Annotated in this window: 22 protein-coding genes; 16 read left to right on the top strand and 6 right to left on the bottom strand. The window is 72.5% G+C overall.

Translation table 11 applies throughout. The features are described 5' to 3' along the window. Window positions 1–17 precede the first annotated feature (17 nt). The gene (locus tag AB0G01_RS16785; protein WP_360945984.1) at window positions 18–1037 is read left to right on the top strand and encodes a carbon-nitrogen hydrolase family protein; all 1020 of its coding nucleotides are present in this window, start codon (window positions 18–20) and stop codon (window positions 1035–1037) included. Window positions 1038–1171: 134 nt separating this feature from the next. Here AB0G01_RS16785 and AB0G01_RS16780 read toward each other — a convergent pair whose 3' ends face one another. Continuing rightward, window positions 1172–1690: a hypothetical protein gene (locus AB0G01_RS16780; protein WP_360945981.1), complete on the bottom strand. Its 519-nt coding sequence runs from the start codon at window positions 1688–1690 to the stop codon at window positions 1172–1174. Between the two features lie 45 nt (window positions 1691–1735). Between AB0G01_RS16780 and AB0G01_RS16775 the strand changes: the two genes are divergently transcribed. The 12 genes from AB0G01_RS16775 to AB0G01_RS16720 all read left to right on the top strand — a co-directional run bounded on the left by AB0G01_RS16775 (window position 1736) and on the right by AB0G01_RS16720 (window position 15249). Further along, a complete protein-coding gene (locus AB0G01_RS16775) occupies window positions 1736–2380 on the top strand; it encodes a hypothetical protein (protein WP_360945978.1) in 645 nt (214 codons plus the stop codon). Between the two features lie 306 nt (window positions 2381–2686). Further along, entirely contained in the window at window positions 2687–3712 is a 1026-nt protein-coding gene (locus AB0G01_RS16770) for an FAD-dependent oxidoreductase (RefSeq protein WP_360945975.1), read from the top strand. Window positions 3713–4040: 328 nt separating this feature from the next. After that, window positions 4041–5366 (top strand): SidA/IucD/PvdA family monooxygenase, encoded by a 1326-nt coding sequence (locus tag AB0G01_RS16765; protein ID WP_360945972.1) that lies wholly within the window; start codon window positions 4041–4043, stop codon window positions 5364–5366. 27 nt (window positions 5367–5393) lie between these two features. Next, window positions 5394–5762: a cupin domain-containing protein gene (locus AB0G01_RS16760; RefSeq protein ID WP_360945969.1), complete on the top strand. Its 369-nt coding sequence runs from the start codon at window positions 5394–5396 to the stop codon at window positions 5760–5762. Continuing rightward, window positions 5759–7384 (top strand): class I tRNA ligase family protein, encoded by a 1626-nt coding sequence (locus AB0G01_RS16755; protein ID WP_360945966.1) that lies wholly within the window; start codon window positions 5759–5761, stop codon window positions 7382–7384. Before AB0G01_RS16760 ends, AB0G01_RS16755 begins: the two co-directional genes overlap by 4 nt. A 10-nt stretch (window positions 7385–7394) precedes the next feature. Next, complete coding sequence (locus tag AB0G01_RS16750) at window positions 7395–8636, top strand: ATP-grasp domain-containing protein (RefSeq protein ID WP_360945963.1); 1242 nt, start codon at window positions 7395–7397, stop codon at window positions 8634–8636. 103 nt (window positions 8637–8739) lie between these two features. After that, window positions 8740–9081 (top strand): hypothetical protein, encoded by a 342-nt coding sequence (locus AB0G01_RS16745; protein ID WP_360945960.1) that lies wholly within the window; start codon window positions 8740–8742, stop codon window positions 9079–9081. Between the two features lie 16 nt (window positions 9082–9097). Further along, window positions 9098–10915 (top strand): ABC transporter substrate-binding protein, encoded by a 1818-nt coding sequence (locus AB0G01_RS16740; RefSeq protein ID WP_360945957.1) that lies wholly within the window; start codon window positions 9098–9100, stop codon window positions 10913–10915. A 229-nt stretch (window positions 10916–11144) separates the two neighbouring features. Further along, window positions 11145–12392 (top strand): ATP-grasp domain-containing protein, encoded by a 1248-nt coding sequence (locus AB0G01_RS16735; protein ID WP_360945954.1) that lies wholly within the window; start codon window positions 11145–11147, stop codon window positions 12390–12392. Between the two features lie 31 nt (window positions 12393–12423). Next, entirely contained in the window at window positions 12424–13692 is a 1269-nt protein-coding gene (locus AB0G01_RS16730; protein ID WP_360945951.1) for an MFS transporter, read from the top strand. Window positions 13693–13785: 93 nt separating this feature from the next. After that, on the top strand, window positions 13786–15012 hold the full coding sequence (locus tag AB0G01_RS16725; protein ID WP_360945948.1) for an amidohydrolase: 1227 nt from the start codon (window positions 13786–13788) through the stop codon (window positions 15010–15012). A 9-nt stretch (window positions 15013–15021) separates the two neighbouring features. Continuing rightward, window positions 15022–15249, top strand: a complete 228-nt coding sequence (locus AB0G01_RS16720; protein ID WP_360945942.1) for a hypothetical protein — start codon at window positions 15022–15024, stop codon at window positions 15247–15249. A gap of 189 nt (window positions 15250–15438) precedes the next feature. Here the strand turns inward: AB0G01_RS16720 and AB0G01_RS16715 are convergent, their stop codons facing one another. Then, on the bottom strand, window positions 15439–16611 hold the full coding sequence (locus tag AB0G01_RS16715; protein WP_360945939.1) for an MFS transporter: 1173 nt from the start codon (window positions 16609–16611) through the stop codon (window positions 15439–15441). A gap of 304 nt (window positions 16612–16915) precedes the next feature. On the opposite strand from AB0G01_RS16715, the gene AB0G01_RS16710 reads away from it, so the two are divergent. Beyond that, window positions 16916–18061 carry an ROK family transcriptional regulator gene (locus tag AB0G01_RS16710; protein WP_360945936.1) on the top strand — a complete coding sequence of 382 codons (1146 nt, stop codon included), beginning with the start codon at window positions 16916–16918 and terminating at the stop codon, window positions 18059–18061. A gap of 1 nt (window position 18062) precedes the next feature. On the opposite strand, the gene AB0G01_RS16705 is transcribed toward AB0G01_RS16710, so the two are convergent. Further along, window positions 18063–19190: a cytochrome P450 gene (locus AB0G01_RS16705; RefSeq protein ID WP_360945933.1), complete on the bottom strand. Its 1128-nt coding sequence runs from the start codon at window positions 19188–19190 to the stop codon at window positions 18063–18065. Between the two features lie 58 nt (window positions 19191–19248). On the opposite strand from AB0G01_RS16705, the gene AB0G01_RS16700 reads away from it, so the two are divergent. Next, entirely contained in the window at window positions 19249–19743 is a 495-nt protein-coding gene (locus AB0G01_RS16700) for a MarR family transcriptional regulator (protein WP_360945930.1), read from the top strand. A gap of 73 nt (window positions 19744–19816) precedes the next feature. On the opposite strand, the gene AB0G01_RS16695 is transcribed toward AB0G01_RS16700, so the two are convergent. After that, window positions 19817–21646 carry an ABC transporter ATP-binding protein gene (locus AB0G01_RS16695; RefSeq protein ID WP_360945927.1) on the bottom strand — a complete coding sequence of 610 codons (1830 nt, stop codon included), beginning with the start codon at window positions 21644–21646 and terminating at the stop codon, window positions 19817–19819. A 178-nt stretch (window positions 21647–21824) separates the two neighbouring features. Here AB0G01_RS16695 and AB0G01_RS16690 point away from each other — a divergent pair, with 178 nt between their 5' ends. Continuing rightward, the gene (locus AB0G01_RS16690; protein ID WP_360945924.1) at window positions 21825–22172 is read left to right on the top strand and encodes a VOC family protein; all 348 of its coding nucleotides are present in this window, start codon (window positions 21825–21827) and stop codon (window positions 22170–22172) included. A 98-nt stretch (window positions 22173–22270) separates the two neighbouring features. Here AB0G01_RS16690 and AB0G01_RS16685 read toward each other — a convergent pair whose 3' ends face one another. Together AB0G01_RS16685 and AB0G01_RS16680 are read right to left on the bottom strand one after the other, a co-directional pair. Continuing rightward, window positions 22271–22477 carry a DUF4287 domain-containing protein gene (locus AB0G01_RS16685; RefSeq protein ID WP_360945921.1) on the bottom strand — a complete coding sequence of 69 codons (207 nt, stop codon included), beginning with the start codon at window positions 22475–22477 and terminating at the stop codon, window positions 22271–22273. Next, a complete protein-coding gene (locus tag AB0G01_RS16680) occupies window positions 22474–23289 on the bottom strand; it encodes a siderophore-interacting protein (RefSeq protein WP_360945918.1) in 816 nt (271 codons plus the stop codon). Before AB0G01_RS16680 ends, AB0G01_RS16685 begins: the two co-directional genes overlap by 4 nt. Between the last annotated feature and the right edge of the window lie 184 nt (window positions 23290–23473).

Genomic DNA, 23473 nt, shown 5'->3' with positions numbered 1-23473 from the left:
CCCAGTCAGGAGAACCCATGGACGACTTCCCGTGCTTCACCGCCGCCGCCGTGCAGGCCGCCCCGGTGTACCTGGACCCGGCCGCCACCGTGGCGAAGGCCGCGGCGATCATCCACGAGGCCGCCGGCCGGGGTGCCGAGCTCGTGGTGTTCCCGGAGGTGTTCGTCGCCGGCTACCCGTACTGGAACTGGACGATGAACCCGGTCGCCGGGTCCCCGCTCTACGAACGGCTGTACCGCGCTTCGGTCGACGTGCCCGGACCGCACGTCGACGTGCTGCGCGCGGCGGCGGCGGCCACCGGCACCACGGTCGTGATCGGGGTCAACGAACGCGGCCGGCACAGCCTGGGCGTGCTCTACAACACCGTGCTCACCATCGGCCCGGACGGCTCGCTGATCGGCCGGCACCGCAAGCTCGTGCCCACGTGGGCGGAGAAGCTCACCTGGACGCCCGGTGACGGCAGCACGGTGGTCGTGCACCGGACGCCCATCGGCCCGCTCGGCGTCCTCGCGTGCGGCGAGAACACCAACACGCTGGCCCGGTTCTCCCTGCTGGCGCAAGGCGAACTCGTGCACGCCGCCACCTACATCGCCCTGCCGGTCGCGCCCGCCGACTACGACATGGCCCAGGCGATCGCGATCCGCACCGCCGCGCACGCGTTCGAGGGCAAGCTGTTCTCGATCGTGGCCTGCTCCACCATCACCGACGAGATGATCGAGGTCGCGGCCGGCGACGACGTGGCGACCGCGCGCCGGATGCGCCGCCCGAACAGCGCCCTGTCCGGGATCTTCGGCCCGGACGGCAACCCGGTCACCGAACCGCTGGTCGACGACGAGGGCATCGTCTACGCCGAGATCGACCTGGCGCGCTGCATCCAGCCCAAGCAGATGCACGACATCATCGGCCACTACAACCGCTTCGACGTGTTCCGCCTGCACCACAACACGACCCCGACCGCGCCCCTGGTCCACGAGCCGGTCGCGCCGGGCCCGCTGCAAGGGCCGTGGACGCCGGACGAGTCGGAGCCGACCGGCTGACGCCCCGGGCACGACGGGGGCGGGACCGGGAGGAACTGCGGGTTGCCGAAGTGCGACGGCGGCGCGGGGCGCGCGGGCAGGTCCGCCCCGCGACCGGCGAGGAAGCGCGGGTCGCGGGGCGGACGGGGGACTTGTCAGACGGTCCCGGTGAACCGGTCGGCGAGGTAGGCGGCCTTGGCCGCGTCGTCGCGCTCGGAGTACAGGAAGCGCGACCACGCCGCGCGCTCGTGCAGCACCGCGCCGAGCTCCCAGACGCACACCACCTGGAGGTGCGGTCCCTGCTCCAACTTCTGGAACCCCTCGTGCTGGGTGACCTCGCGGTAGTAGACGCTGAGCCACATCTCGTTGTTGTTGCGCCAGGTGCAGACGATGACGAAGTGGAACGTCCCGCCGCACAGGTGGTGCACCACGAACCCCAGGTCGCCGGAGACGGCGAGACGACCCGCCGCGACCTCGTCCCGCAGGAACCGGTGGCCCTGCGCCCGCACGTCGGGGTCGACCACCGCGTCGGCCTTGCGGACCTCGTACCACTTGAGGTGGGAGTCCGACAGGACGACGTCGTGCTCGGGCAGCGCGACGACCTCCTTGGGGTAGTGGCGGTAGCCGTCTTCGACGCTGGTGAGCTCGGCGAGGTGGGGGAGATTCGTGGTCACGGCACGGGATCGTAAGCCCGGCGGGCCGGGCTAGTCTGCCCCGTTGTGAAACCGGACCTCAGCACGTTGCGCGCCGCCGTCGCCGAATTCGGCGGTTACTCCCAGCCGGACAGGTCGTGGGCGGCGCTGCTCGCCGCCACCGCCCCGGCCGTCGACCTGGCGCTGCCCGCGCACCGCGAGGCCGCGCACCGCTGGCTCAACGCGTGGGGCTGCCGCATCCGCTACCCGAAGGCCGGCGAGCCGCAGGTGTTCGACGAGGGCCTGGCCGCGTGGTGGGACCGGTGGCGCGGCGCGCTGCCCGCCGCGCGGACCCGGATCGGCGAGCTGACCGACGAGCGGATCGCGGAGCTCGGCGAGTGCTTCGCCGCGCTGGTCGCGACACCGGCCGCCACCACCCGCTCGCTCGGCCCGACCGCCGCGTCGAAGCTGCTGTTCGCCCTGCGCCCCAACAGCCTGATGCCGTGGGACGACCTGATCGCGCAGAAGCTGCACGGCGCGCGCGACCGGACCGCCTACGCCGCCCACCTGGCGCTGGGCCGGGGGTGGGCGCTCGACCTGCTCGCCGAGTCCGGCGCGGACGAACCCGAGCTGGTCGAGCGGCTCGGCCGGCCGGGCCGCTCGCTGGCGAAGCTCCTCGACGAGTTCTGCTATCTGGTGCACACCCGTAATTGGTCGGTCACGGTGGGCTAGCGGGTAATTGACCGGTCACCCTGGGCGAGCGGCCGATCGGCGGTGTCCGATGGCCGGAAAACCTGCCCGGACCCTCCCTCATAAGGGTTGGCTATGAGCCGGCCGGGATCGGTCGAATGTTTCTTTGACATGGCCCGGACCGTGCCTACTATCTGGTTACCCAGTCGGAGGGGAGTCCGGGGTGTGCGGTCCGTTGGGCGGCGAAACAGTCCGCCATACATTGTCTGATTTGCCCGCGAGGCGCATCGGGCAAATTTCACGTGGCACTTCCGGTCTTTTCGGGTCGAACCCGGTGGGCCGTCGGGCATGAGGGTCGGGGTGGTCGGCGGGGGTCTCGCGGGCGCGCTGCTGGCGTGGCGGCTGCGCGAAGCCTCCGACCGCGTGCGGGTCGAGGTCGTCGCCCTGGGCCGGTCGGTGGTGGACGCCTCGGCGGTGTCCGGCGGGCTGGTGCGTGGTTTCGAGGTCGACCCGGACGCCGGGCGGGACGCGGCGGACAGCCTCGCCGAGGTGCGGTCGGACGCCCGGCTGCGCGAGTGGAGCGGGTACCGCGAGATCGGTTCCTCCTACCTGCTGCCGCGCGGGGTCGACCCCACCGGGTCGGTGCGGGTCGTGGACGAGCGGCTGCCCGGCTCGGCCGAGGTCGTGGACGCGGCGGAGCTGCGCCGGCGCTTCGGCTACCGGGACCTGCGGGACGACGCGGTCGCCGTGGTCGAGCGGCACGCCGGCTACCTCTCGCCCGCCCGGCTGCGCGACAGCGCGTTGGCGTGGGCGGTGGAGCACGGGGTGCACGTCGTGCGCACGGCCGTCACCGGAGTGGTGACCGGGCCCACCCTGCGCACGTCGGACGGGTCCGTGCGGGAGTACGACGCGGTGGTCGTGGCGGCCGGCGCGTGGTCGCCCGGCCTGGTCGAGCACGGCGGAACGCTGCGCACCAAGCAGATCCAGTACGGCGTCCACCGGGTCGACCTGCCCGGCCTGGGCGCGTTCGTCGACGAGGACACCGGCCTGTACGGCAGACCTCGGGGCGACGGGACGTTCCTGCTCGGCCTCGGCTGCGACCGCTGGGACCTGGCCCCCGGGGACGTGCGGCCCGATCCCGGACTGGCCGACCGGGTGGCGGCCGAGGCGCGGCGCAGGTTCGGCGTGCCGGTGGAGGTCTCGCCGCCGGAACTCGTCGTGGCCTCGTCGGACTGCTACCACGCGTCCGCCGGTCTGCGGCTGCGCCCGGCCGGCCCCGGCCTGTTCACCTTCACCGGCGGGAGCGGTGGCGCGGCGAAGACCGCCGTGGCCGCGAGCCGGATCGCGGCGGGCGGGGTGCTGAACAGTTCGTGAACGACTCCTGACCGATGTGCCGGGCATTCCCGGACGAGGGCGGAAATGCTCTCGGTCGGGTTTCCGGCTGCCCGGAGAACGGACTTCCCGCAGTCGATAGGGTTCCCGTATCGGAGCGATTCGGGGGGTCCCGGAAAGCCTTGTCGGTTGCTGCCCGGTCACCTACGGTTTCGTCCGTCGAGCCGGCTCGGGCTCAATCAGACTGCCTGGCCCGGAATTCTTTCCGGTGCCGACGGACCGAATTCCCTCCCTACCGGGGCACAACCCGGTCCGTCTCGCGTGGCCCCGCCGTCGCGGTGCCACCCACTTCAAGGTTTGGGAGAATGCGTTGGACCACCGGGATGTAGAGCTGCTGGCGATCGGCGCGGGGCCGGCGAACCTGGCGCTGGGCGTGGCGTTGGAAGAACTCGCGCCCGACCTCGCCGCCCGCACCCTCATCGTCGAACAGCACGAGGACGTCGCCTGGCAGCGCGGGATGCTGCTGCCCTGGTCGCAGAGCCAGGTCTCCTTCCTCAAGGACCTCGTGACCCTGCGCAACCCGCGCAGCGAGTTCTCGTTCGTCAACTACCTGCACTCGATCGGCAGGCTGGACGAGTTCATCAACCTGGGCTCCTTCACGCCCTACCGGTTGGAGATCTCCGACTACCTGTCGTGGGTGGCGCGCTCGCTGACCGCGGTGCGGGTCGAGCACGGCCGCCGCGTCGTCGGCGTGGAGCCCGGTGACGTGGTCGCGGGCCAGGTCACCGGCTGGCTGGTGCGCTTCGCCGACGGCAGCACGGTGCGCTGCCGCGACCTGGTCGTCGGCGCGGGCCGCGACGCCCACGTGCCCGCCCAGTTCGCCACGCTGCCCCGCGAGCGGGTCATCCACAGCACCGAGTTCCTCGACCGGGTCGGCAAGCTCGACCCCGCCGCGCCGCACCGCGTGGTCGTGGTGGGCGGCGCGCAGAGCGCGGCCGAGATGGTCTGGTCCACGCACCAGGCGTTCCCCAACGCCCAGGTCACCATGGTGATGCGCTCGATCGGCCTGAACGGCTACGAGAGCAGCAAGTTCACCAACGAGCTGTTCTACCCGTCCTTCGTGGACACCTTCAACGCGGCCCAGCCCGCCGCCCGCGAGCAGCTCCTCCAGGAGATGCACCGCACGAACTACGCGGGCCTCGCCCCGGCGATGCTGGAGAACCTCTACCGCACGATCTACCTGGAGAAGCTGACCGGCGCGGAGCGGCTGCGGATGATCCCGATGACCGAGATCGCCAACGCCCAGTCGGACGGCGACGAGGTCGTGCTGACCCTGCTGGACCGCAAGACCGGCGAGACCGACGAGCTGCGCTGCGACGTGGTCATGCTCGGCACCGGCTTCGCGAAGCGGATGCCCGCGATGACCCGCGCGCTGGCGGCGGCGGTCGGCGTCGACGACAACTTCACCGTCACCCGCAAGTACCGGATGACGCTGCCCGCGTCGGTGGAGGCCCGGGTCTACCTCCAGGGCGTGAACGAGTCCACCCACGGCATCGCCGACTCGCTGATCAGCGTGCTCGCGATCCGCGCCGGCGAGATCGTCGGCGACCTGCTCGACGGTCGCGCGACGTCCGCACCGGACACCCGCCCCCGGTCGGCCGCCGAACTGCTGGCGACCGTGCCCCACCCCGCCTGAGCCACCCACCACGGAGGAATCGCGATCATGATGGAGATCCGCAAGCTCGACCGGGACAACCTGAAGCGGGACAACGGCCTCGTCGCCCAGCGGCTGATGCCGTGGTCGCTGGTCAACGCGCCGTTCGAGGGCTCCTGGTGCGTGGTGCGGCCGGGCGCGGAGTCCGGTGCGCACGGCCACCACGAGTACGAGATCTGGGTGGCCATGGCCGGCGAGTCGCACATCCTCACCGAGGCCGGCGAGACGCCGTTCGTCGCGGGCGACGTCGTGCACTTCACGCCGAACGAGCGGCACCAGGTCGTCAACCGCGGCGACGCCGACTTCGAGTTCTACGCGATCTGGTGGGACGCCGAGATGACCGAGAAGTTCGCCGCCCGCCACGAGGAGTCCGCGTGACCGGCCGACCCCGTCCGGCGATCGTCGTCGCCGCGACCCCCACCCCCAACGGGGACCTGCACGTCGGCCACATGGCGGGCCCGTACCTGGCCGGCGACGTCTACGCCCGCTACCTGCGCGCCAACGGCCGCCAGGTCATCTACACGACCTGCACCGACGACAGCCAGAGCTACGTGCTGTCCACCGCGCACCGCCGGGGCACCACGCCCGAGGACCTGGTGGAGACCTCGACCGCGAAGATCCAGCGCTCGCTGACCGCCATGGGCACGCTGATGCCCGGCCTGCCGCCGATCGACGACCGGTACCGGCGCACGGTGCTGGACTACGTGGCCGACCTGCACGCCGCCGGCCGGTTCCGGCTGCGCACGGTCCGCCTGCCCTACGCCAAGAACGCGGGCCGGTTCCTCTACGACGGCCTGGTGTCGGGCACCTGCCCGGTGTGCATGGCGGGCAGTTGCGGCGGCGCGTGCGAGAACTGCGGGCACCCCAACAACTTCGACGAGCTGGTCGACCCGAAGTACACCATCGACCCCGCCGACCCGGTGGTCTACCGCGAGCAGACCATCCTGGTGCTGCCCATGGAGGAGTACCGGGAACGGCTCACCAGCTACTACGCCGCGCGCACGCCGCGCTGGCGACCGCACGCCAAGCAGTTGATCGGCGAGCTGCTCGCCCGCCCGCTGCCGGACGTGCCGGTCACCTTCCCCGGCACGTGGGGCATCGCGGCCCCGTTCCCCGAGACGCCCGACCAGGTCCTGTACCCGTGGATCGAGGCGATGCCCGCGTCGATCTACAGCACGTGGTGGGCGGCCGGGAAGCTCGGCGTGCCGACCGGCGACACCGACCACCTGTGGCGGGCCGAGTCCGACGCGGAACTGGTGTACTTCCACGGCTTCGACAACGTGTACCACTGGGGCCTGGTGGACCTGGTCATGCTGCTGGCGCACGGCAACCGGTACGCCACGCCGGAGTCCAACGTCTGCAACGAGTTCTACGACCTGGACGGCGAGAAGTTCTCCACCAGCCGCAACCACCTGATCTGGAGCGCGGACCTGCTCGCCGAGGTGCCGCGCGACCTGGTCCGGTTCTTCCTGGCGCTGACCGCGCCGGAGTACCAGCGCACCAACTTCAGCCGGGACGCGCTGCACGCGGTCACCACCCGGCGGCTGATCGAGCCGTGGAACGCGTTGGCGGACGCCGTGGCGCTGGCGGTGGTCGGCGTGTCCGGCGTCCCGAGGACCACCGAGGACGGCCGGCGGCGCTCGGCGAACATGCTCGACCGGTTCCGGCTGTGCTACGAGCTGCCCAACTTCAGCCTGGGCCGCGCCGCGGAGACCGTCATCACCCAGCTCGGGCGGCTGCGCGCGCTGGCCGAGTCGGTGGACGGCAAGCGCAACGGGCACTCGCCCGTCGCGCCCGGCGACCTGCTGCTCGAAGCCCGCACCCTGCTCGCGTGCGCCGCGCCGATCCTGGTCGACGTCGCGGACGCGCTGTCGGCCGAGGGCGTGGACCTGGCGCTGGCCTCGGCGAGCGCCGAGACCGTGCCGCTGTTCCGGTTCCCCCGCCTGCCCGCCACCACCGCGCCGACCGGTTTCGCACCGGCGCTCGACGGCGCTCGATAGGAGGACGGCCGTGAAGCTGCTGACCGTGGAAACCCGCCAGTACCTCCAGTACTACCACTCGCGCTACCAGCAGGTGGAGGCGCTGGGCGCGGAGCTGTACGTCCTCAACGGCGAGGGCACCGAGGACTTCTGGCCCGCCGACCGCTACCGGCTGGTGGGCACGAAGAACATCGAGGACATGATCGCCACCGCGAAGCAGTGGCACGCGGTGGAGGACTTCGCCGGCGTCATCACCTTCTCGGAGGCGGCCGTGGTCGCCGTCGCCGCGATCGCCGAGGCGCTCGGCCTGCCGGGCATCGGCGTGGAGGCCGCGCTCAACAGCCGCAACAAGCTGCTGATGCGCCAGGCCCACGAGAGGGCGGGCGCGCCGATCCCGGGCTTCCGGTACGTCACCGAACTGGCCCAGGCGCGGGACGCGGCCCGCGAGTTCGGCTACCCGGTGATCATCAAGCCCACCCTCGGCGCGGGCAGCCACTTCGTGTTCAAGTGCGACGACGACGCCGAGCTGGTCGAGCACTACGAGCAGGCCGCCGCCGGCATCCGGGAGATGTTCTGGGCCAACTCCGAGGCCGACGGCATCGACCTCGGGCCGAACGGGCTGCTGGTCGAGTCCTTCCTGGACGGCAAGGAATACCTGATGGAGGCCGTCTCCTGGGACGGCGAGCTGTACCTGGGCTCGGTGGTGGACCGGATCACCGCCGAGGGCGGCACGTTCGACGACGACGTGCACCACGCGCCCACCTCGATGAGCGCCGAGGACCTGGTCGCCGTGCACGAGGTGGTCAAGGCCGGTGCGCTCGCGCAGGGGTTGCGGCGCAGCGTGATGCACGCCGAGGTCCGGTTCCACGACGGCAGGCCCCACCTGCTGGAGATCGCCGCGCGGGTCGGCGGCGGCGGGCTGGACATGATCGCCCGGATCACCGCCGAGCACGACCCGATCGCGGCCGTGGTCGCGATCGGCGCGGACCGGCGGCCGGACGTGCGGCACTTCCGGCCGACGGGCACGCACATCACCGCCATGTGCCTGATCTCCGAGGCCGGCGTGGTGGACCGCGTGGTCGTGCCCGAGGAGGTGAGCGGGTCCGACCGGGTCTTCCTGCTCAAGATCACCGCGAGCCCCGGCGACGAGATCAAGCGCCCGCCGGACGGCAACACCATCCTCGGCTTCCTCGGCACCACGGGCACCTCCGAGCAGGACGCCCTGGCCCTGATGACCGACTTCGCGTCGAAGATCCGGGTCGAGTTCCGCTAGACCCGCGCCCGGCGTCGCACCGATCGCGACGCCGGGCCCGCACCACCGACCTCGGCGGCGGCGCACGGCGCTGCCCGCTCGACACGCTGGGAGAGCACGGAAAGTGATCAACTACAACGGCAAGAGGTTCCGGCCGGTCGCGGACGGCGCGCCCGAGGAGAGCCGGGTCGCGGTCTACCACCAGGACGGCGACCTGCTGTGGGGCGAGTTCCTGGGCGGCAAGGCCCGCCGGGGCGCGCTTACCGGGACCGCCGGCGCGGACGGTTCGCTGGACTTCGCCTACTGCATGGTGCTCGACGACGGCGACGTGGTCTCCGGGCACTGCCGGAGCACGCCCAACGTGCTGTCCGACGGCCGCATCCGGCTGGACGAGGTGTGGGAGCGCTTCGGCGCGCACGCCTCCAGCGGTGTGTCCGTGATCGAGGAAATCCCGCAGGCAAGCTGAGACGACGAGGACACCGATGACTTCCGCCAGCACCATTCCCGCGCCGACCGCCGCCGGGGGCGCACCCCGCAGGGGCGGCGTCGTGACCTGGGCGTGCGCGCCCGGCTTCCCGCCCGCGGTGATCTTCCCGTTCACCCCGGCCGAGCGCATGGGCACCCGCAACATCCTGGAGTTCCAGGCGCTGATGTACCGCACGCTGTACTACTTCGGCAGCGACGGCACGCCGAACGTGGACTACACCCAGAGCATCGGCGAACCGCCGGAGTGGAGCGAGGACGGGCTCACCGTCACCGTCACGATCAAGCCGTGGAAGTGGTCCAGCGGCGAGACGATCTCCGCGGACAACGTGCTGTTCTGGGTCAACCTGATGAAGGTCAAGGGCGCGCGGTACGGCGAGTACGTGCCGGGCTACTTCCCGGACAACCTCACCTCCTACGGCAAGCTGGCCGAGGACAAGGTGTACTTCACCTTCGACAAGGTCTACTCGAAGCACTGGGTGCTGCACAACCAGCTCAGCACCATCACCCCGCTGCCCAGGTCGTGGGACCGCACCGAGGCCGGCCCGGCCAACGCCTCCGGCGACCTCGCGGACGTGGCCGCCGTCTACGAGTACCTGATGGAGCAGCAGGGCAACATCGTCGACGAGGGCAACGCGCACCGCACCAGGTGGGCCGACAGCCCCATCTGGAGCGTCGTCAGCGGGCCGTGGCGGCTCAAGAGCTACACGCTCGAAGGCATCGTCACGTTCGTGCCCAACGAGCACTACTCGGGGCCGAACAAGCCCTACCTGGACGAGTTCCGCCAGGTGCCGACGTTCTCCGACGAGGAGCAGTACAAGATGCTCCAGGCCGGGCCGGACGCCGAGCACGGCATCCAGGTCGGGTACCTGCCGCTGAGCTTCGCCACCGAACCCGCCGTCGACCCGGTGGTCGGCGGGCCGAACCCGCTGGCCGACACCTACACCATGCACCCGCAGACCGCGTTCTGCATCCGGTACATCTCGCTGAACTACAACAACCCCACCGTGGTCGGCAAGATGTTCGCGCAGACCTACCTGCGGCAGGCGTTGCAGAGCGTGCTGGACCAGGACACCGCGGTCCGGGACATCTACCAGGGCTACGCCTACCGGCAGAACGGCCCGGTCCCGATGTACCCGAAGACCGACTACGTCTCGCCGCGCCAGCGCGAGGGCGCGTGGCCGCTGCCGTTCGACCCGGGGCACGCCAAGGAGCTGCTGGAGGCCAACGGGTGGGACACCACCCGGACGCCCGCCGTGTGCGTGCGGCCCGGCACCGGGCCCGGCGAGGCGGGGGAGGGCATCCCGGCCGGCACCGAGCTGAAGATCCTGATGCGCTACGTCGAGGGCCGGCCCGCCCTGACCCGCGTGATGGAGGGCTTCCGCGCCGCCGCCGCCGAGGCGGGCGTCGAGCTGGTGCTCCAGGAGGTGTACGGCTCGGTCCTGGTGGCCGAGGACGCGCCCTGCAAGGCGACCGAGGAAACCCCGTGCCTGTGGGAGATGTGCTGCTGGAACGGCGGCTGGGCCTACCACCACCCGACCGGTGAGATCCTGTTCTCCACCGGCGCGGGCGGCAACTTCGGGTTCTACTCCGACCCGAGGGCCGACGAGCTGATCGAGCGCACGGTCACCACGGACGACCTGGACGTGCTCTACGAGTACCAGGACTACATCGCCGAGCAGGTCCCGGTGATCTTCACCCCGAACTTCCCGATCCGGCTGTTCGAGGTGGCGAACTCGCTGCACGGCTTCGGGCCGGTCAACCCGTACGGGATGATCAACCCGGAGAACTGGTACTACCTGGAAGACGAGGGCTGACGGTCCTCGCGGCCGGTGGGGGCGGCGCGGACCGACCGGTGTCCGCGCCCTCCTCCGGCTCTGCGGTCCACTTCGGACCCCTGTCACGTCCGAAGTGGAGTGTCGCTCCGGCGGCGCACACCGCCACCACCCGGGGACAGGCCCCCGGGACCAGCGCGGCCGAAGGCGTCCAGGGGCTGGTCCACCACCGGGCAACCGTACGTCGCAACGAGAGATGAGGCACCGCGTCATGACCGGCACCGAGGACACCCGCCCGCTGCTGCTGGTGGTCGCCACCGGTATGCGGACCTACCGCGAATACCTGCTGCGCTCGATCAGCGCCGAATACCGCGTCCACCTGTTCCTCACCGCGCAACCCGAGTGGGAGAAGGAGTACGCGGCCGGCTGGACCGTGCTGCCCAACACCATGGACGGTCCGGCGATGGCCGAGGCCGCGCGCGAGATCGCCGCGCGGGAGACCGTCGCCGGCGTCCTGTGCTGGGACGAGGCGCGCATCCACGCCGCGTCGTTCGTCGCGCGGGAGCTCGGCGTCCGCAACGGCGACCCGGAGGTCGTGTGGCGGCTGCGGGACAAGGGGCAGACCCGCGCGGCGCTCGACGTCGCGGGCGTCCCGCAGCCCCGTTCCATCCCGGTCAAGACCGTGGACGACGCCGCGGCGGCGGCGGAGGTGGTCGGCTACCCGGCCATCCTCAAGCCGCGCGGCCTGGGCGCGAGCCTCGGCGTGATCAAGGTCGAGGACGAGGCCGGGCTGCGCGCCCACTTCGCGTTCACCGTCGCCGCCGAGGGGCCGGAGCCGGTGGTGTTCGACACCGACCAGCCGGTCCTGGTCGAGGAGTTCGTGTCCGGCGAGGAGATCAGCGTCGACTCGGTGGTGCGCGCCGGCGAGGTGACCCCGCTGTTCATCGGCCGCAAGGTCGTCGGCTACCCGCCGTACGCCGAGGAGGTCGGCCACTTCGTCGACGCGGCCGACCCGCTGCTGACGGACCCCGTCCTGCTCAAGGCGTTGCAGCGCACGCACGAGGCGCTCGGCTTCACCGACGGCACCACCCACTCCGAGTTCATGCTCACCGCCGACGGCCCGAAGGTCATCGAGGTCAACGGCCGCCTCGGCGGCGACATGATCCCGTTCCTGGGCTCGCTGGCCACCGGCATCGACCCCGGCCTGGTGGCCGCCGCCGCCGTCACCGGGCGGCCGGTGGACCTGACGCCCACCCGAGGTCGCGTCGCCGGCATTCGGTTCTTCTATGTGTCCGAGGACGACACGACCATCGGATCGCTCGGTTTCGCGGAGAATGCCTTGCCCGAGGGGATCGAACGAGTCGTGGTGGTCGCCAAACCCGGCACCGTCGTCTCGCCGCCGCCCAAGGGCACGGTCTGGGGCCGCATCGCGTTCGCCGTCGCCACCGGCGAGACCCGCGAGCAGGTCGCCTACCGGTTGAACGCGGCCGAGGCCGCGTTCGACGTCACACCCGCCTGAACCCCCCGCAACCCCCGAGAGACGTGAAGTGATGGCAACGCAGAACAAGTCAGCAGGCATCTGGACCACGTTCGCCGAGTCGCCGATGGCGGTGAAGGCGGTCCTGGGCGGCGTCTTCGTCAACAAGGTCGGCGGCTTCCTCAACATCTTCCTGGTGCTGTACCTGACGGCCCAGGGTTACTCCGCGGGCCAGGCGGCCACCGCGCTCGGCGTGTACGGCGTGGGCAGCGTGATCGGCGTGCTGATCGGCGGCGCGCTGGCCGACCGGCTGGGCGCGCGCAACTCGACCGTGCTCAGCATGGCGGGGTCGGCGGCGCTGATCGCGGCCCTGCTCTACCTGCCGAACTACGCGCTGCTGATCGTGGCGATCGCCCTGGTCGGCGCGGTCGGGCAGGTCTACCGGCCGGCGTCCGCGACGCTGCTGTCCGAGCTGACCGACGACGACCGCCAGGTCATGATCTTCGCGATGTACCGGTTCGGCCTGAACCTGGGCACCACGGCCGCGCCGCTGATCGGCTTCGGCCTCTACCAGTTCGGCGGCGACAGCTACCACCTGCTGTTCTGGGGCGAAGCCGTGGTGGCGGGCGCGTACGCGGTGCTCGCGCACTTCGCGCTGCCGTCCAAGGCGGAGGAGAAGGGCCTGCGGAGCGACGCCGCGGCCGACGGCGCGCCGGCGGCGACGGGCAGCTACGCCGACGTGTTCAAGGACCGGCGCTACCTGGCGTTCCTGTTCGTGGTGTTCATCAACGGCCTGGTCTACGTGCAGTACATGGTGACGCTGCCGCTGGACGTCGCGCAGTCCGGCGTGCCGATCTTCTGGTACACCTTCGCCGTCGCCCTCAACGGCGCGGTGGTGATCCTGTTCGAGCTCGTGGTCACCAAGACCACGCAGAACCTGCCCGCGAAGATGGTCGTGGCGACGACCTTCGTGCTGCTGGGCCTCGGTGTCGCCGCGTACGGCCTGCCGCTGGGCCCGACCGTGATCATCATCGGCACCCTGCTGTGGACGCTGGCCGAGATCATCGGCGGCCCGGTGGTGTTCTCCTACCCCGGCCTGATCGCGCCCCCGCACCTCAAGGGCCGCTACATCGGCAGCTTCCAGTTCGTCTTCGGCCTGGGCTCGGCGGCCGGCCCGATCATCGGCGGCTTCCTGTTCCTGCAACTGGGCCACTCGGTGTGGCCGGTGCTCGGCGCGCTGGCGTTCGTCGGCGCGGTGATCGGGTACGTGGCCACCAAGGACACCCGCAAGAAGGACGAGCCCGCCGAGGTGCCCGCCGAGGAGCCGGTGCCCCAGAGCTGACCGGCCCGCACGCGCGGTCCACCGGGCCGGCACCCGTCGCGGTGCCGGCCCGACGTGTTGCCCGGTGGGCGCGCCGCGCCGATAGTGGTCGGCGTGGACCTCGACGACCTCTACCGCGACCTGCACCGGCACCCGGAACTCGGTTTCGCGGAGACCCGCACGGCGGCCATCGCCGCGCGGGAGCTCCGCGCCGCCGGGTTCGACACCACCGAGGGGATCGGTGGCACCGGCGTGGCGGGGGTGCTGCGCAACGGCGACGGGCCCACCGCCCTGCTGCGCGCCGACATGGACGCCCTGCCCGTCGCCGAGCGCACCGGGCTCCCGTACGCCAGCACGGTCGTCGTCGACCGGGACGGCCACCCGGTCCCGGTCATGCACGCCTGCGGGCACGACGTGCACGTGACCTGCCTGGTCGGAGCCGCCCGGGAGCTCGCGGCGACGCGCGACACGTGGCGGGGCACCGTGCTCGCGGTGTTCCAGCCCGCCGAGGAGCTCGGCGGCGGCGCGCAGGGCATGGTGGACGACGGCCTGTTCGACCGGGTCGGCAGGCCGGACGTGGTGCTGGGCCAGCACGTCACCCCCATCCCGGCGGGCGTGATCGGCCTGCGGCCCGGACCGGCGTTCGCCGCGGCGGACACCCTGAAGGTCACCCTCCACGGCGAGGGCGGCCACGGGTCGCGGCCGGAGGCGGCGGTGGACCCGGTGGTGATGGCCGCCGCCACCGTGCTGCGGTTGCAGGCGGTGGTGTCGCGCGAGGTGTCCGGTCTGGACACGGCCGTGGTGACGGTCGGCGCGATCAACGCCGGCACGGTCGCCAACACCATCCCGGACTCGGCCGAGCTGCTGCTGAGCGTGCGCAGCTACACCCCCGCCGTCCGGGACCGGGTGCTCGGCGCGATCGAGCGGATCGTGCGGGCCGAGGCGGTGGCGTCCGGCGCGACCCGCGACCCGGAGATCACCTTCGTGTCGGGCCACCCGGCCGTGGTCAACGACCCGGACGCGGTGGCGCGCACCCGCGTCGCGCTGGCCCGGGTGGTGACCGACGCGCGCGTGGTCGACCCCGGCCCGGTGACCGGCAGCGAGGACGTGGGCGTCTTCGCCACGGCGGCGGGCGTGCCGCTGGTGTACTGGCTGCTGGGCGGCGCGGACCCGGCCGCGTTCGCGGGCGCGACGTCGCTGGGCACGCTCCGCGAGATGGCCACCGGCCTGCCCGCCAACCACTCGCCGCATTACGCCCCGGTGATCAGCCCGACCCTGGAGATCGGCGTGGCCGCCCTGGTGTCGGCCGCGCGCACGTGGCTGCCGGTGACCGCCGGCTAAGGTAGTGGCATGGCGGGGGAACGCGAGGTCAAAGAGATCCGGATCGGTGTCTACGCCACCGAGGAGCAGGCCCGTGACCTGGTCGAACGGATCAAGCTGGTGCTGTGCCCGGAACCGGAGCACGCCGGGCCGTGCGCGGTGCCGTGGAGCGTCGGGCTGGTGCCGGGGGAGGCGTTGACCGACGACCACTACCCGGAGCTGGTGGAGCAGTTCCGGGTCGAGAACGGCTCGGGCTGACCTCCACCCCGGGGGAAGCCGGACGGTTTGGACCAGGTGGGTGCGCGTGGTCACGACCGCCGCATCCACCAGGCCGCCGCGTGCTCCTCGCCGGTGAACGCCGCCGACGGGTCCGGCAGGGTGCGCCCCGGGAATTCGGCGGCGACACCTCCGGCCGCCGCCCAGCGCTTCGGCGAGGTGGCCGGCCTGTCACTCGCCCCGGTCGTCGGTGCGCAGCACCCCGGCGAACGCGATCAGGCCGCACGCCAGCACGGTGACCACGATGAACGACACGGTCAACGAGGTGGCCTGCGCGATGCCGCCGATCAGCGACGGGGCGATCAGGCTGGACGTGTAGGTGACCGTCGCGACGCCCGCGATGGCCCGGCTCGGGTTGGTCCCGCTGCGACCGGCCGCCGCGAACGCCAGCGGCACCACGACCGCGATGCCCAGGCCCAGCAGGCCGAAACCGCCGATCGCCGCCGGCGGGTTCGGCGCGAGCACGACCAGCAGGCCGCCGGCGGCGGCGACCAGCCCGCCGGCGCGGACCGCGCGCACCGCGCCGATCCGGTCGACGACGGCGTCGCCCGCCATCCGGGCCACCGCCATGGTCAGCGCGAACCCGGTCGTGGACGCGGCGGCCACCCCCGCCGACGTGCCCAGCACCTCCCGCAGGTAGACGGCCGACCAGTCCAGGCTCGCGCCCTCGGCGAACACCGCGCAGAACCCGACCGCGCCGATCAGCAGCGCGGACTTCGGCGGCAGCGTGAACCTCGGCGGCGGCTCCTCGTCCTGCTCGGGGCGCACGTCCAGCACCCGCTGGACGGCGAGAAGCCCCGCGACGGTGAGCACCGCGGCGGCGACCAGGTGGTGCAGCGGTGCGGCGACCTCGAAGTGGGCGGCGGCGGTGCCGGCGGCCGAGCCGAGCAGCGCGCCCACGCTCCACATGCCGTGCAGGCCGGACATGATCGAGCGGCCGAGCCGCTGCTCGACCTCCACGCCGATGGCGTTCATCACGACGTCGGCGGTGCCCGAGCACGCGCCGAACACGAACAGCGCCGCGCACAGCGTGAGCAGGTTCGGGGCGAGCGAGGGCAGGACCAGCGACAGGGTCCACAGGGCGAGCAGGCCGCGCAGCGTCGCCTTGCTGCCGAAGCGGTGGCCCAGGCGCGCCGCGAACGGCATGGCCAGCGCCGAACCGATCGCCGGGAACGCCAGCGCGAGCCCGAGCCGGCCCGCGCCGAGCGAGGCGTGCTCCTGAATCCACGGCACCCGCGTGGCGAACGACCCCAGCACCGCGCCGTGCACGCAGAACACCGCCCCGACCGCGATCCGGGCCCGCCGCACCGCCTGCGCGCCGCCCACCACCTCTGCCTCGCCCACGTCCCCGCCCCTCCCCGAGTGCTGTCGTCCCACTACCGGCCGCCGGCCACCGTGCACGGCTGCTGTCCACAACTGTTGTCCACGGTCGCTTGTCGTCGCTCGCAGCGCGCGGACGGACGCGGTTCGTCGCAGATCGCGGACCCCGCCACGCTCGGCCACTACCCGCCACGCTCGGCCATGAACCACCAGCCGCCAACCGCCGGCCGCCGTCCGCCTACTGCCCGAACGAGTGACGGTTGCCGAAATTATCAGGAAGGTTTCCTGAAAGAAAGGCCACCAGCCCCAGGTCTGCGAGGATTCCGGAATGCCCGCATCACCGAGCGCCGCTCGTGCGATCAACGACCGGGAGGCGCTGCGCCTCCTGCGGTCCGGCCCGTTGACGGCCGGCGACCTCACCCGGCTCACCGGCCTGTCCCGCCCGACCATCGCCGACCTGGTCCGCCGCCTCGGTGACGCCGGTCTGGTCACCGTGGTCGGCGAGGTCGACATCCGCCGGCGCGGCCCGAACGCCCAGCTCTACGGCATCGTCCGGACCCGCGCCCACGTCGCCGCGCTCGACGTCCGCACGCACGGCGTGTCCGTGGTGGTGGCCGACCTGCTCGGCGAGGTGCTGGCCGAGGCGTCCACGCCGATCGGCCCGACCACCACCACCGAGCACGCCGTCGCCCGGACGCTCACCCTGCTCACCGACACCGCGTTCCAGGCGGGCGCGCCCACGCTGCACTCGGTGGGCATGGGCGTGCCCGGTCTGGTCGACCCGCGCAGCGGCGACCTGCGCGGCATCGCCGGTCTGCCCCGCTGGCACGGCGAGGTGGTGGCCGAACTGCGCTCCCGGCTGGACGGCCGGCTGCTGGTGGAGAACGAGACCAGCGTGGCCGCCGTCGCCGAGCACCGCCTGGGCACCGCCCGCGACCTCGACACGTTCGCCCTGCTCTGGCTCGGCCACGGCACGGGCGCGGCGCTCGTGGTGAACGGCGGCCTGCACCGGGGCGCGTCCGGCGGCGCGGGCGAGCTCGGTTTCCTGCCGGTGCCCGGCCAGGACTGGCCGGCGGGCGGCGGCTTCCACGGCCTGGCGTCGTCGGCGGCGATCGCGGAGCTGGCAGCCGGGCACGGGCTGGTCCCGTCGTCGTCGGACCTGGCGGGCGCGGCCGTGGTCCGGGACGCCGTGGCGACCGGCGCGGACGGGTTCCTCGACGTCCTGGCCGATCGGGTCGCCGTGGGCGCGGCCTCGATCGCGGCCGTGCTCGACCCGGGGTGCGTGGTGCTGGGCGGTGAGATCGGCCGCGCGGGCGGCGAGGAGCTGGCCTCCCGCGTCGCCGACCGGTTGACCGCCGCGTCGCCCATCGCGACCGTGGTGCGGCCGAGCGCGCTGGGTGGCGGGGCGGTGCTCCGGGGCGCGCTGCTGACGGCGTGCGAGTCGGCGCAGGACGACGTTTTCGCGGCGGTCTGACCTACTCCAGGATCACCGGGAGCGCGGTCAGCCGGCTGCCCATGATCCCGCCGGGCCCGGTGTGGCGCAGGTCGGCGAGCGGCACGGCCAGGCGGGCGTCCGGGTAGTCGTCGCGCAGCACGGCCACGACCGCGCGCAACTCCAGCAGGGCGAGCTGCGCCCCGATGCAGAAGTGGGGGCCCGCGCCGAAGGTCAGGTCGTCGTCCCGGGTCGGGTCGGCGTTGACGGCCGCGATGTCGACCAGCACGGGGGAGTGCGCGGGCAGGTGCTCGCCGGCCAGCTCGATCGCGGTGGCGGTGAACCGCCACAGCGAGTACGGGGCGGGTGGGTGCCGGCGGAGGGTGTCCCGGACGAAGTCGGCTTCCGCCGAGGCGCTCGGCCGGTCGGTGAGCGCGTGGGCGACGGTGCGGCCCAGCGCGGCGTCCGTGGTGAGCTGCCCGGCGAAGATCAGGCTGAACAGGTGGTAGCGCAGGTCGGCCCGCGTGGTGCCGGGCGGGACGCGGTCGCGCAGTTCGGCGGCGAGGCCGGCACCGTCCACCCCGTGTTCCGCCACGGCTGCCAGCTCCGCGATGGCCGTCGCCGGGTCGCCCCCGACCAGCAGCCGGCACGCGGCGGCGGCCCGGTCGACGTGGACCGGGGGGATGCCGAGCAGGTCCAGCAGGACGGTGAGCGGGTAGCGGGTGGTGAAGTCGGCCATCAGGTCGACCTCGCGGGGCAGCTCGGCGAGCAGCCGGCGGGCGGTGGCGCGCACGCGGTCGGCGTTCTCCCGCACCCGCTTCGCGCTCAGCAGCGGGGCGTGGGCCCGCCGGAGTTCGGCGTGCCCGGGTCCGTCCAGGGTGGTCAGCGACGGCTGTTCGGCGGCGGTCTGCTCCAGGCCGGCCCGCTGCGGGTCCCAGTGCGGCGGCGCGGACGCGGGGTCCTTGACGATGCGCGGGTCGGTGAGCACGGTCCGGGCGAGGTCGGCATCGGTGACGATCCAGACCGGCCCGCCCGCCGGTGCCTCGACGCGGACCACCGGTCCATCGGCGCGGCCCGGTGCGCGGTCGTCGGTTTCGGTGAGGCCGAGGTCGACGGCGGCGAAGTGGTGCACGAGATCCCCCGAGTTGGCTTCAGAATAAAGTAGCTTCATGATGAAGCTAAATCGAGGGTGGGTAGGTTGTCAACGCACGCGATCAAGGGGAGTGGCGATGGACGAGGCCGGCGAACGGGCCGCGCGACTGCTGGACGGGCTGCGGGCGTTCGGCGCGAACTACACCGAGTTCACCGGCCGCTTCGCGAGCTGGCTCGGCCTGCACTCGACCGACGCCGCCGCCCTCGCCGAGATCCTCTACGCGGAGGACCAGGGCGCTCCGCTGACCCCGACCAGGCTCAGCGAACGCCTGTCGCTGACCACGGGCGCGACCACCAACCTGCTCAACCGGCTGGAGAAGCTCGGCCACGTCGTGCGCACCCGCGAGCACGCCGACCGCCGGGTGGTGACCCTGCGCAGCGGCCCGGACATCGAGACGCCCGCGCGGGCGTTCTTCGGGCCCCTGGCCGGACACCTGGACGCCCTGGTCGCGCAGTACCCGCCGGGGCAACTGGACCTGGTCGAGGACTTCCTGGAACGCCTGCGCGACACCATGCGCACCGCGCTCGCCGACCCGCCCCCGGACCGTCCGGCGTCCGGCGGGACGACCTGACCGCACCCGGGACCCGAAGCGCCCGCCGGTCCGCCCGCTCGGCCGTCCGACGCCGCCGCGCGGCCGGTTCAGGTCACGTCACGACCTCCGTCAGCTCGTCGTCCCCGGCGAGGAAGCCGCCCGACTGGTGGTGCCACAGCCGGGCGTACGGGCCGCGTGCGCGGAGGAGTTCGTCGTGCGTGCCCTGTTCCAGAACGCGACCCTCGTCGAGCACGACCAGGCTGTCCATGCGGACGACGGTGCTCAGTCGGTGCGCCACCACGATCGCCGTGCGGTCCTCCATCAGCCGCCACAGCGCGTCCTGCACCAGGAGCTCGTTCTCCGAGTCCAAGGCGCTGGTGGCCTCGTCCAGCAGCAGGATCGGGGCGTCGCGCAGGATCGCGCGGGCCAGGGCCACCCGCTGCCGCTGGCCGCCGGACAGCTTCACGCCGCGCTCGCCGACCAGGGTGTCGAAGCCGTCCGGCAGCCGGCCGGCGAACTCCGTCACGTGCGCGGCCTCGGCGGCGCGGCGGATGTCGTCCTCGGTCGCGCCGGGGCGGGCGAACGCGATGTTCTCCCGCAGCGTCCGGTGGAACATGGCGGGTTCCTGGGGCACGTAGGCGATCAGGCTGCGCAGGTCGGCCTGCCGCAGGCGGGCGATGTCCTGGCCGCCCACCAGGATTCGACCGCCGTCGACGTCCATCAGCCGCAGCAGCAGGCGGGTCAGCGTGCTCTTGCCGCCGCCGGACCGGCCGACCAGGCCGACCCGGTGGCCGCTGGGGATTTCCAGCCGCAGGTCCTCGAACAGCGGCCGGCCGGGAGCGTGCGCGAACGTCACCCCGTCGAACCGGACGTCAGCGCCCCGGGGCCGCAACGGTTCCGGCGCGGGCGGGTCCACCACCGTCGGCGGGGTCAGCAGCAGCTCGGTGAACTGCGCGGCCTCGGTGAGCGAGCTCTCCAGCCGCCGGTAGGTTTGATTGAACTCGAACATGATCCGGGTGGCGTTGGCGAAGTAGGCGAAGGTCACCATGATCGCCTCGATGCCCAGCCGGCCGTCGGTCAGACTTACCGCGACCAGCAGGCCGAGCGCGTTGGTGAGCACCGACATCGGCGCGACCACCGTGTCGATGCGCAGGTTGCCGTAGTCCCACGACCGGACCGCCAGCGCGCGCTGCTCGGCGACGCGGACGCGGTGCTCACCGGCCTCCCGGGGTTCGGCGGCGAACGCGCGGACCGTCTCCATGTTGGTCAACGTGTCCGCGACGTGCCCGGACACCCGGGCGATCGCGGCCTCCCGGTCGTCCACCAGCTTCTGGCGGCGGCGCACCAGCGGCGCGATCACCAGGCCGGTCAACGCGATCAGGCCCACCAGGACGACCACCAGCAGCGGTTCGTAGCGCCACAGCACCACCGACGCGAACGCCAGCGGGATCACGTTGGCGATCACCGAGAACGCCAGCGTGTCCACGAACTCCTCGAACCGGGACGAGAAGCCCAGCACCCGCTTGGTCAGCGAACCCGCGAAGTTGTCGTGGAAGAAGGCCGCGTCCTTGGCCAGCAGCTCGTCCATGCCGTCCACGCACAGCCGCTCGATGCCCCGGCCGTCGGTGCGGTTGAGGCAGTGCAGGCCCACCCGCCACAGGGCTTCGGCGAGCAGCAGCAGGCCGGCGAAGCCCAGCACGTGGGGCAGCACGGTCGCCAGGTCGCTCGACCCGCCGGTGGCCAGCGCGCCCACCAGCGAGGCCACCACCAGCGGGGCCAGGTACTGCTGGGCGGTGTTGCCCAGGGCGGGCAGCAGCAGCCCCGGTATCGAGTTCCGCCGCTGGCGCACCAACTCCCGGTTGTAGTGGCGCAGCGCCAGCAGCACCGCCTTGCGGCGGGTCGGGGATGCACGATCGGCTCCGGATGCTCCGGGCACGGCCATCCGCGTCCTCCAGGACGTGTCAGCGGCTGGTACCCGTCCATGCTGCCCCAGTGCCCGTGGTCGGGGCGATCGATTATCCGGTCTGTCCTCTGTGGACAGTCTCGGGGGCGTTCGGCACCGTCGCCCACGAGACCGGCCTGGTGCGCCCCGCCGGGGCCGGGCAGGGGATGATCGGGGCATGGCGGTCAACAGGGTGGTGCCGGATCTGAGGAGCGCGTCGCTGCCGGACGCGATCGCGTTCTACACCGGGGTGCTGGGGCTGCGGGTGGTGATGGACCACGGGTGGATCGTGACGCTGGCCGACCCGACGCGGCCGGAGGTCCAGCTCAGCCTCATGACGCACGACGAAACCGCCCCGGTCGTGCCGGTGGCGTCGATCCAGGTGGACGACGTGGACGCCTGCTACCGCGCGGCGGTCGAGTCGGGCGCGGAGATCGTGCACGAGCTGACCGACGAACCGTGGGGCGTGCGGAGGTTCTTCGTGCGCGACCCGGACGGGCACGTCGTCAACGTCCTGGCGCACTGACCCCGGAGCGCACTACTGGGCCCTACCGGTCGCCGTGTGCTGTCAGACCTGCGCGTTCGCGCCGGCTCCCGCCGAGAGCGGCGGGAGCCGGTCCGGTGCTACGCACCCTGGGAGAGGGTGTGCGCGACCAGGGCGTTGGCGTGGCCGTGGCCCAGTCCGTGCTCGGTCTTGAGCCAGCCCACCAGCTCGCCGTGCCTGGTCAGCGGAGAGGACCGGATCAGGTCCTGCCACTCGGAGATCGGTTTGCCGTACTTCTTCTCGATCGACGGGAAGTAGCTCGCGGGACCGGTCACCGCCTCGCTCACGCCGGCTTCTCCTGCTCCTGCTCGACCTGCCGGTTCCAGTCCGTCTTGGTCGACTGCCACCCGTCCTCGTCCTTGCCCAGCCGCCAGTAGCCCGAGATCGACAACTGGTCGCGCGTCAACCCCCGCTCCAGCCGCAGGTGACCGCGCAGGCCCTTGACCATGTTCGCCTCGCCGTGCACGAACACGTGCGGCCGGCCGGGCGGGAACTCCAGCTCGCGCACGGCCGCCACCACGGCCTCGCCGCGCGGGCCGCCGGCGCGGTGCAGCCACACCACGTCGAAGGGCGCGTCCTGCTCGTCGTCCGGGCCCTCGACCTCGGCGAACACCCGCACCACGGCGTCGGCGGGCAGCGACTCCAGGGCGGCGGCGATGGCGGGCCACGCGCTCTCGTCGCCGGCCAGCAGGTGCCAGTCGGCGGTCGGGTCCGGTGCGTAACCGCCGCCGGGGCCGGCGAAGTGCAGCACGTCGCCGGGCTGCGCCTTCTGCGCCCACGGGCCGGCCACACCGGAATCACCGTGCGTGACGAAGTCGATCCACAGCTCGCGGGCCTGTTCATCCCAACGGCGGATCGTGTAGGTGCGGGTTCGCGGCCACCGCTCGCGCGGCATGGTCTCCCGAATGGTGTCCGGGTCGAACGGCTCCGGGTAGTCGACGCCCTCCTGCGGGAACTGGAGCTTCACGTAGCCGTCGGTGTACGGACCCACCGTGAACTCGGCCAACCCGTCCCCGCCGAGCACGACCCGGACCATGTCGGGCGAGATCTGCTCGGTGCGCACCACACGACCGCTCTTCACCCGGGATCGCTCGGCCATCGGTTCTCCTGCTTCTGTGCGTGAAAACACTCTCGGTGCCCACCGTACGTCGTGGCGTCCACCGTCCGGCGTAGCGCCCGCCCGTTCCGGCACTGCGGTTCCCGCCGAGAGTCTACGGTCGTAGGCTTATCGACGGTAATGCGCGGCCGGGGTGTTGTCGCCGGTCCAGGCCCGGCCCGCCGCC

Origin of the sequence: Actinosynnema sp. NPDC023587, assembly GCF_040640215.1 — a bacterium.
Classification (GTDB): Bacteria; Actinomycetota; Actinomycetes; order Mycobacteriales; family Pseudonocardiaceae; genus Actinosynnema.
Note: the sequence above shows the minus strand (reverse complement) of the source record. Positions and strands in the feature narration are given on the sequence as shown.

What these genes read in the sequence shown, in the direction of transcription:
- AB0G01_RS16740 (WP_360945957.1), top strand. Translation starts at nt 9,098, where the DNA reads ATGACTTCCGCCAGCACCATTCCCGCGCCGACCGCCGCCGGGGGCGCA.
- AB0G01_RS16770 (WP_360945975.1), top strand. Translation starts at nt 2,687, where the DNA reads ATGAGGGTCGGGGTGGTCGGCGGGGGTCTCGCGGGCGCGCTGCTGGCG.
- AB0G01_RS16785 (WP_360945984.1), top strand. Translation starts at nt 18, where the DNA reads ATGGACGACTTCCCGTGCTTCACCGCCGCCGCCGTGCAGGCCGCCCCG.
- AB0G01_RS16690 (WP_360945924.1), top strand. Translation starts at nt 21,825, where the DNA reads ATGGCGGTCAACAGGGTGGTGCCGGATCTGAGGAGCGCGTCGCTGCCG.
- AB0G01_RS16760 (WP_360945969.1), top strand. Translation starts at nt 5,394, where the DNA reads ATGATGGAGATCCGCAAGCTCGACCGGGACAACCTGAAGCGGGACAAC.
- AB0G01_RS16730 (WP_360945951.1), top strand. Translation starts at nt 12,424, where the DNA reads ATGGCAACGCAGAACAAGTCAGCAGGCATCTGGACCACGTTCGCCGAG.
- AB0G01_RS16705 (WP_360945933.1), bottom strand. Translation starts at nt 19,190, where the DNA reads ATGAAGCTACTTTATTCTGAAGCCAACTCGGGGGATCTCGTGCACCAC.
- AB0G01_RS16680 (WP_360945918.1), bottom strand. Translation starts at nt 23,289, where the DNA reads ATGGCCGAGCGATCCCGGGTGAAGAGCGGTCGTGTGGTGCGCACCGAG.
- AB0G01_RS16700 (WP_360945930.1), top strand. Translation starts at nt 19,249, where the DNA reads ATGGACGAGGCCGGCGAACGGGCCGCGCGACTGCTGGACGGGCTGCGG.
- AB0G01_RS16695 (WP_360945927.1), bottom strand. Translation starts at nt 21,646, where the DNA reads ATGGCCGTGCCCGGAGCATCCGGAGCCGATCGTGCATCCCCGACCCGC.
- AB0G01_RS16720 (WP_360945942.1), top strand. Translation starts at nt 15,022, where the DNA reads ATGGCGGGGGAACGCGAGGTCAAAGAGATCCGGATCGGTGTCTACGCC.
- AB0G01_RS16710 (WP_360945936.1), top strand. Translation starts at nt 16,916, where the DNA reads ATGCCCGCATCACCGAGCGCCGCTCGTGCGATCAACGACCGGGAGGCG.
- AB0G01_RS16735 (WP_360945954.1), top strand. Translation starts at nt 11,145, where the DNA reads ATGACCGGCACCGAGGACACCCGCCCGCTGCTGCTGGTGGTCGCCACC.